Origin of the sequence: Hutsoniella sourekii ATCC 700629 (genome assembly GCF_000518205.1) — a bacterium.
Taxonomy (GTDB): Bacteria; Bacillota; Bacilli; order Lactobacillales; family Aerococcaceae; genus Hutsoniella; species Hutsoniella sourekii.
This window is the reverse complement of record NZ_JADD01000005.1, coordinates 102,393-110,291: the sequence shown is the minus strand read 5'-3', so window position 1 is coordinate 110,291 and position 7,899 is coordinate 102,393. Positions and strand designations below refer to the sequence as shown.

General features: G+C 40.8%; 8 protein-coding genes and 1 pseudogene. 2 read left to right on the top strand and 7 right to left on the bottom strand.

Annotated elements, in window-relative coordinates; translation table 11 throughout:
• From rlmD to T408_RS0101755, 5 genes are all read right to left on the bottom strand, one after another.
• Positions 1-1,328, bottom strand: a 1,328-nt coding sequence (gene rlmD / locus T408_RS0101775; RefSeq protein ID WP_328285585.1) for a 23S rRNA (uracil(1939)-C(5))-methyltransferase RlmD, incomplete at its 3' end; no start/stop codon positions are given.
• A gap of 106 nt (positions 1,329-1,434) precedes the next feature.
• Positions 1,435-2,526, bottom strand: a complete 1,092-nt coding sequence (locus T408_RS0101770) for a hypothetical protein (protein WP_028118425.1) — start codon at positions 2,524-2,526, stop codon at positions 1,435-1,437.
• A gap of 178 nt (positions 2,527-2,704) precedes the next feature.
• A complete protein-coding gene (locus T408_RS0101765; protein ID WP_028118424.1) occupies positions 2,705-3,178 on the bottom strand; it encodes an S-ribosylhomocysteine lyase in 474 nt (157 codons plus the stop codon).
• Between the two features lie 11 nt (positions 3,179-3,189).
• A complete protein-coding gene (locus tag T408_RS0101760) occupies positions 3,190-3,519 on the bottom strand; it encodes a hypothetical protein (protein ID WP_028118423.1) in 330 nt (109 codons plus the stop codon).
• 13 nt (positions 3,520-3,532) lie between these two features.
• Entirely contained in the window at positions 3,533-4,120 is a 588-nt protein-coding gene (locus T408_RS0101755) for a xanthine phosphoribosyltransferase (RefSeq protein ID WP_028118422.1), read from the bottom strand.
• Positions 4,121-4,354: 234 nt separating this feature from the next.
• On the opposite strand from T408_RS0101755, the pseudogene T408_RS10495 reads away from it, so the two are divergent.
• Together T408_RS10495 and T408_RS0101745 are read left to right on the top strand one after the other, a co-directional pair.
• Positions 4,355-4,942, top strand: a pseudogene (locus T408_RS10495) (AzlC family ABC transporter permease); the annotation flags it as partial.
• A complete protein-coding gene (locus T408_RS0101745; protein WP_028118421.1) occupies positions 4,935-5,264 on the top strand; it encodes a branched-chain amino acid transporter permease in 330 nt (109 codons plus the stop codon). The pseudogene T408_RS10495 and the gene T408_RS0101745, both read left to right, overlap by 8 nt.
• Before the next feature lie 42 nt (positions 5,265-5,306).
• Here T408_RS0101745 and T408_RS0101740 read toward each other — a convergent pair whose 3' ends face one another.
• Both T408_RS0101740 and argS read right to left on the bottom strand, forming a co-directional pair.
• Positions 5,307-6,044 carry an SDR family NAD(P)-dependent oxidoreductase gene (locus tag T408_RS0101740; RefSeq protein ID WP_028118420.1) on the bottom strand — a complete coding sequence of 246 codons (738 nt, stop codon included), beginning with the start codon at positions 6,042-6,044 and terminating at the stop codon, positions 5,307-5,309.
• A gap of 108 nt (positions 6,045-6,152) precedes the next feature.
• Positions 6,153-7,844 carry an arginine--tRNA ligase gene (gene argS, locus T408_RS0101735; protein ID WP_028118419.1) on the bottom strand — a complete coding sequence of 564 codons (1,692 nt, stop codon included), beginning with the start codon at positions 7,842-7,844 and terminating at the stop codon, positions 6,153-6,155.
• Positions 7,845-7,899 lie beyond the last annotated feature (55 nt).

Below are 7,899 nucleotides of genomic sequence, written 5' to 3'. Positions count from 1 at the left end.
ACATGAACCGTTTGCGGAAACAAGTCAACCGGTTGGACATATTGAACTTGATAACCGGCTCGGGCAAATAGTTGGCAGTCTCTTGCGCAAGTTGCTGGGTTACAGGACACGTAGACGATACGCGGGGGATCTAGCTGGATTAAAGTCTCAACAAAATCTGGATCTAATCCCTTTCTTGGTGGATCGACAACAGCAACATCAAATTTTAAGCCTGCTTCTTGCCATTTAGGTAAGACCTCTTCAGCTTTACCGACAGTGAAATGGGCATTATTTATTTGATTGAGTTCAGCATTTTTTCTAGCCATTTCAATGGCGTCTGGTACAACTTCCATCCCATAGACATCTCCGGCATGGCGTGCAAGTGCTAGCGTAATCGATCCAATACCACAGTAGGCATCCAGAACCGTCTCTTCGCCTTGCAAATCAGCAGCTTGAATCGCTTCCTGATAGAGTCGTTCCGCTTGCGGCGTATTGACTTGGTAGAAGGAATGAACAGACACCATTAAATCTAGACCAAGCATCTGATCTTGGTAGTAATCTTGACCCCATAAGGTCCGATTGTCTGGACCTAGGATCACATTCGTATTACGTTGATTACTATTTAAGACCAGACTCACTAAGTTCGGAACTTGGTCAACAATTTCAGAAATGACTTCTTCTTCATTTGGAAGAGAGGTTCCATTAACCACGAGCACAACCATGACTTGTTTAGTGTAATGGCCTTGCTTAACTACAATATGGCGAACCAATCCGCTCTGATTCTCCTCATTATAAGGCTGGATTTGATATTTACGGAGAATATCTCGCAGGGTCACCAATGTCTGGTCAATGCTTGCATATTGAATATGGAAGTTCTCGACCGGAACCAGCTCATGACTTCCTCGTCGATAGAAACCAGTCTCTAGCTGACCCTTCACTTCCCTCACTGGAACTTGAGCCTTATTTCGATATTCCCAAGGATGATCCATACCGATTACTGGTCTAACTTCAATGTCCTTGAATCCACCTATGCGTTGAAAGACTTGTTCAACTTGACTATGTTTATACTCTAACTGCGCTGCGTAATCCATATGTTGTAAAGTCATGGTGCCAATTTGACGACCGATAGGATCCTTCACTTCCACTCGGTGAGGACTCGCGACTAGAATCTTAAGTAAACGTCCAAAGCCATATTTCTTATTGACCTTAGTTAATTTAAATTCAACGGTTTCACCGGGAATAATCCCTTCAATAAAGACCGGATAATGGTCGATTTTAACGACACCAGCACCCTTGGAATTAAGATCTAGAACTTGGCCTTGATGGACTTGATTTTTCTTTAAATGCATATAATTCATCCTTAATATTTAGTCTTCTCTATTGTAACACAGGAGCCACTTCTAACCACAAAAAAACTAGGGTCAAGGATGACCCTAGCTAGAGTTAAAAGATTAATTAAACAGCGGCTGAATTAGTTTCTTGTGTAGTCTTAGCACCTGCATAGCCTGCAAATGATGAAATGAATAGACCTGCAAGTAAAGCGATGAAGATCCAGATTGAATACTTAGCTGTTTCATTAGTTACATCATCAGCAACTTGAACACCTTCTTCAATACCAGACTCTAAGGCAACAGATCCTTCTTCAAGTAATTGTTGTCCTTGTTGAGCTAACTCTTCAACCTTTTGAGAAGCTTGATTTAATGTCTTTTCAGCTTCTTGGGCTGTCTTATTGTATGTTTCTAGGATGTTATCAACAGCTGAGTCAACTTCTGCTTGGCTCAAGTCAGAGTTTTGAGATACGGCTTGAGTTAGAGCGTCGCGGTCAATCTCAGAAGTAATTGATTGTACACGTGCTTCAACATTATCAGCTACTTGTTGAACAACTGGTCCAGCTTCCTTGCCTTCTACTACAATCGCATAAGCAGCATCTGAGATGTCTTGAACAGTAGCATCAACTTGAGCTTGGAAGTATTCAGGTTGTAGTTGCTCGATATTTGTATCGCGCAATACTTGTTCAACTTCAGCGTCAAGATTAGATGTATCAACATTGATTTGTTGAGAGATACTATCGAAAGCATCTTGGGTTAAGCTACCTGCTGTAACACCCGCTTGTTGAGCAACGTTACCAACGGTTGAAGCAACAGAGCCAACTGCTTGTCCACCCGCACTAATAACAGTGCCTGCAGCGTTGAAAACAGCACCAAGTAATTGACCAATCAATAGAACGCCAACAACAGTACTAGTTGCCCAAGTTAAGAAACCGTGGATAAATCCAGCACGGTTAGCTGTTAAACCAGCAATATAACCTGAAGCAGCTAATGATAAAATAATAGAAATAACAGTCCAAATAATAAGACCTGTAGACGCGCCAGAGAATGGATTAGTTGTAGTAAAATCTGGCACACCTAAACCAATCGCTGCAGAAATAAGTGAAAATAGCACATTCAATGCTAGAAAGGTAACAACCCCAGCAAAAATCGCACGCCAAGAAATGTTAGCGCCGGCTTTTTCTTCAGGGTTAAAACCTTGAACAATATATTCTCTCATAATTGTAACCTCCAATTTTATATATAAAACACTACTACACATTTAACTCTATCTGATAGTATAGACGCTCTTAACAAAAAACTCAAAGAATATGCTTATTTTCGGCAATATAAAGCGTTTTCTTCTAACTTTTATTAAAATTATGAAAAAAAGTGGCCTAAGCCACTTTGTCATTCGATTAATCTTTATAGGAGAAAGTTAAATCTTCCCAATTTGTTAAAGTTTCAAGATATTTCTTACCGAAGTAATTTGCCATTGGCAGATTATGATCCAAATAATTCCCACAATCGCGGGCGCTGGCTCCAGGAATATCCCCTTCATAGTTAGCAACAAATTCAAAGGTCTCACGTAAAATATCTAATAGTTCTTGTGGTTCAACTGCATCGGTCACAATCAAGTAGAAACCAGTGCGGCAGCCCATTGGTCCAAAGTAAATCACTTCATCTTTAATGCGACTATTTCTTAAATAAGTAGCACCTAGATGCTCAATTGTGTGCATTTCACCAGTGTTCATAACTAGTTCTCGGTTAGGGGCTACCACTCTTAAATCATAGGATTTAAGGGCCCGGTCTCCTACCTGATCTTCTCTTGATAAGTAAAGTCCTGGATCCAGAATTTCATGATTAATTGTAAAGCTAGCGATTTTTTCCATTAAAGTTCCTCCTACTCAAATTTATGTTCCAAGTATACATCCAAAGCTTCTTTATCGCGAGCTTTTTGAGCTTGGGAAATATTACTTGGGTTAAGATAGTAGCGGTAAAGCTCCTGATCTTGATTATCGTAAGCAATCAAGGCTTCACCCAATTCTTCGTCAGCCAAGCGTTCAACTCTTGAAGATCTCTTTTGAAGCCAATCGCCTACTTCACTGGCAACCGCTTCTCTTAGAACACGGTACATTTCAGCTTGTGCTCTAGGCAAATAGTAGATATCAACAGCTACTAGATCTTCTTGCTTGGCCTTTAGCTTATTTCTCTTATTATTTTTGCGTGCCATTATTCTATCCTTACTAATGGCCTTCAGCGAAAGTGATAGTCTGGGTATCGTTATCGATGGCTTCAATTCTTACGATTGAATACACATCAACACCTGCTTCTTCTAGCTGTCGACGCCCGTCTTGGAAACTCTTTTCAACACAAATACCAACGCCCGCTACAGTTGCTCCTGCTTGACGAACAAGGTCAATTAAGCCCAATGAAGCTTGACCATTTGCTAAGAAATCATCAATTATCAAAACATGATCATCAGCAGATAGGTATTGCTTGGATACCATCACGTTGGAGGTAACGTTTTTTGTATAGGAATGCACCTGTGTTTCATAACGATCATCTTTTTGGAGCGTGGATGGCTTAGTCTTCTTAGCAAATAACATCGGCACATCAAAATGAGCAGCAACCATAATAGCCGGCGCTATCCCTGAAGCTTCAATCGTTAATACTTTTGTGATCGGCTCCTTCTTGAAGTGTTCATATAATTCATTTTCGATCTCTTTCATCACTTTAGGATCAATTTGGTGGTTGAGAAAGGAATCAATCTTTAATACATTATTTGGATAAATAATACCATCTTTTATAATTCTATCTTTAAGATAGGACATAATACACGCTCCTTTTTTTAATATTGAATATACTATAGCCAATTTATTAGCTTTTATAAAGGTTTTTTTGACAAAATTGACAAAGTTTTTCCCTTTCGTTAAGATATAGCTATTATTTTGCAGAGGAGTGGGCAGATGAAGGAATCCTTTAAATTTTCTTTCCCTAAAACCATCCCGATTATGGCTGGTTATATTTTCATGGGGATGTCCTATGGAATCTGAGCCGTTAGCCAAGGTTTAGGAGCATGGTTAACGATTATTATGAGCTTGATTGTTTACTCTGGTGCGATGCAATTCGCTAGCGTTAACTTACTAACTTCATCCTTTGATCCCCTATCAAGCTTCTTACTTACTATTATGATTAGTGCCAGACATATCTTCTATGGCATTGCCATGCTTCCCATCTATTCAAGGATGGAGCGCTTCAAGAATTACACCATCTTTACGCTAACAGATGAAACTTTCTCGCTCAATTTGTCCTTGGAGGCCCCTTCCAGTATCAATAAGGAGGAAGCTTACTTTCATATATCCTGGCTGAACCAAGCTTATTGGATCATTGGAACCGTTCTTGGTGTCTTATTTAGCCAGTTGATTACGGTATCTACCGAGGGAATTGATTTCGTCTTAACCGCTTTATTCGTAGCAACCTTTACTGACCAGTGGATTGAGGCTCGTGACCATCGACCTGCCCTAATCGGAATCGCTTGCTCTTTAGTTAGTCTCTTGATTTTTGGAGCGGGTAATTTCATGATTCCGGCTATGATTGCGATCATTTGTTGCTTGATTGCCATGAACCGTCTAGGAGGTGGAGGCCTTGACTAACCAAGAACAATGGCTGACCGCCATCATCATCGCCTTAGGTGTTTTACTGACGCGTTTTTTGGTTTTCTGGATCTTCCCCGCTCACAAGGAACCACCTCAGTGGATTGCCTATTTAGGAAGTGTCTTACCGCCTGCTGCCATTAGTTTAATTGTTCTTTATGCACTTAAGGATACCCGATTACTGACCTATCCGTATGGTATCCCCCAAATCATTAGTGTGCTTGCTGTTGTCTTTTGTCAGGCTTGGAAGCGAAACACCTTGATTTCAATATTTGTTGGCACCTTGCTCTACATGTTTCTGGTCCAGCAAGTCTTCATTTAAAGACAAAACCTCGGAATGAATCCGAGGTTTTTTGATCTTCAATTATCCTGCCGTTCTACCACCGTCTACTACTAGAGCACTACCTGTCATAAAGGATGAATCATCACTCGCTAAGAATAGAACAGCCTTAGCAATTTCTTCAGATTGACCCAGACGCTTCATTGGTGTTGCATCAGCTAACATTTGCTTGCTTTCTTCAGGTAAGATCGGTGTATCGATATAGCCCGGGCAAATTGCATTGATACGAATCTTACGGTCAGCGAACTCCGTTCCTAATGAACGTGTTAAGTTAATGACTCCAGCCTTGGCTGCATTATAAGCCGCGCTACCAGGAACGCCGATCAAGCCATACATAGAAGCCGTATTAACGATAACGCCTCCTTGTTCCTGCTTCAACATTTGTAAAATCCCTTGCTGAGCAAAATAAAAGACAGAATCTAAGTCCACGGCAACGGTCTGGCGATACTCTTCAAAAGTCACTTCTTCAGTTGGCTTACTAGCACCCATACCTGCATTATTAAATAAAATATCGATCTGACCAAACTGGTCAACGGTTTCTTGAATCACTCGGTCAGTGTCTTCAGTCTTCAAAGCATCCGCTTGGATAAACACTCCCTCGCTTCCAGCTTCCTTGACTTGGTCCACTACCGCATTCCCGCGTTCTTCATTACGACCCACTACGACTACTTTAGCTCCTTCTTGAGCAAATAGTACGGCTGTAGCGGCTCCAATACCTGATGTACCACCTGTAACAATCGCAACTTTATCTTTTAATTTCATAAAGTTTCTTCCTCCTATACTTAATACTTGTATCATAATCTTAAAAATAGCTGCTTGCAAGTGAAATGAGAGCCTTTTCACAAAAAAGCACCCTCTGGGTGCTTTAACTTACATTTCTTCTGGAGCTTGGACACCTAATAGAGCTAGCGCATCTTTAATAACAATCGTCATTGCCTGAATCAACGCGATTCTAGATTCTAATTGATCATCTTGATCAAGAATTCTAACATGAGCGTAGTACTTATTGAAGGCTTGAGCCAGATCAACAACATACTTAGCGATCACTGAAGGCTCAAAGCGTTCAATCGCTCGTTGTACCATGCGTGAGTAGTCAAGCAGTAACTTGATAATCTCCCAAGAATAGTCATCCTCTAGATTAAAACTTAAATCTGAAGTCACTTCTTGACCATATTTACGAAGGATTGACTTGGAACGTGCGTAAGTATATTGAACATAAGGACCTGTTTCTCCCTCGAATTGAACAATTTCTTCCAAGTTGAAGTCAAATGAATTCATCCGATCATTCTTCAAGTCATGGAAGATTACTGCCCCTACGCCCACTTGATGAGCCACTTCTTCCTTATTAGCTAGACTTGGATTCTTTTCTTCGATTTGTTTGTAGGCTAAGCTAACCGCCTCATTAAGAACTTCCTCTAAGAGGACAATCTTACCTTTACGAGTGGATAATTTCTTACCGTCCTTAGTGATTAGTCCAAAGGCTACGTGAATAATGTCATCTGCCCAATCGTAACCCATAAGCTTCAATACCAACTTTAATTGTTGGAAATGCACACGTTGTTCGTTACCGACTACATAGACACATTTAGCAAAGTCATAAGTGGCTTTACGGTATTTAACAGCTGCTAAGTCTCGCGTTAAGTACAAGGTCGCTCCATCCGACTTCTTAATTAAGGCCGGTGGTAAATCTTCTTGCCCTAAATCAACAATCGTTGCCCCATCATTTTCTTCCGTTAATCCTTTTTCTTCTAATTCATCAATAACAGGCTGCATCTTGTCATTATAAAAGGCTTCTCCGTTATAAGAATCGAAGCTGATGCCTAACATATCATAGACTTTTTGGAATTCCTTTAAGGATTCCTCCTTGAACCATTCCCATAATTCAAGCATTTCTGGATCGCCTTCTTCCAAGGCTTTGAAAGCAGCTCGACCTTCATCTTCAAGACTTGGATCATCTTCTACTCGCTCATGAAATTCAACATATAACTTCACAAGTTCGGTTACCGGATTAGCTCGAACAGTTTCTTCGTCGCCCCACTTCTTATAGGCCACAATTAACTTACCAAACTGGGTACCCCAGTCCCCTAAGTGGTTAATACGTACCGGCTGATAATTGACCTTGGTAGCCAAATGACTAATAGCGTTTCCGATTACCGTCGAACGTAAATGCCCCATGGACATAGGCTTTGCTATATTAGGTGAAGAAAAATCAATAACTAAGGTTTCACCCTGTCCAAGATCTAGCTGGCCATAATCACTACCTGCTTGCAGAATAGCTGAGACGACCCCTTGACCAACAGGAGCTCGCTTTAAGCTGACGTTAATGTAAGGCCCCATAGCCTCCACCTGGTGAAAGTTAGACTGATCCATCTCTTGCACTAAGTCTTGAGCAATTTGTTGAGGCGCCTTGCGGAAAATCTTGGCTAAGGTGAAGACTGGAAAAGCGAGATCTCCATGCTCTGGATTCTTGGGAACTTCAATGAGTTGGTTGATTTCTTCTTGACTCAAATGGTCACTCACAAGCGGATAAAGCGCTTGGATAAATAATTCTTTGTTATTCATATGTCCTCCTGTGATTCATCGATTCATGTGGAACTAAGCCACTAAAGCCTCCTTA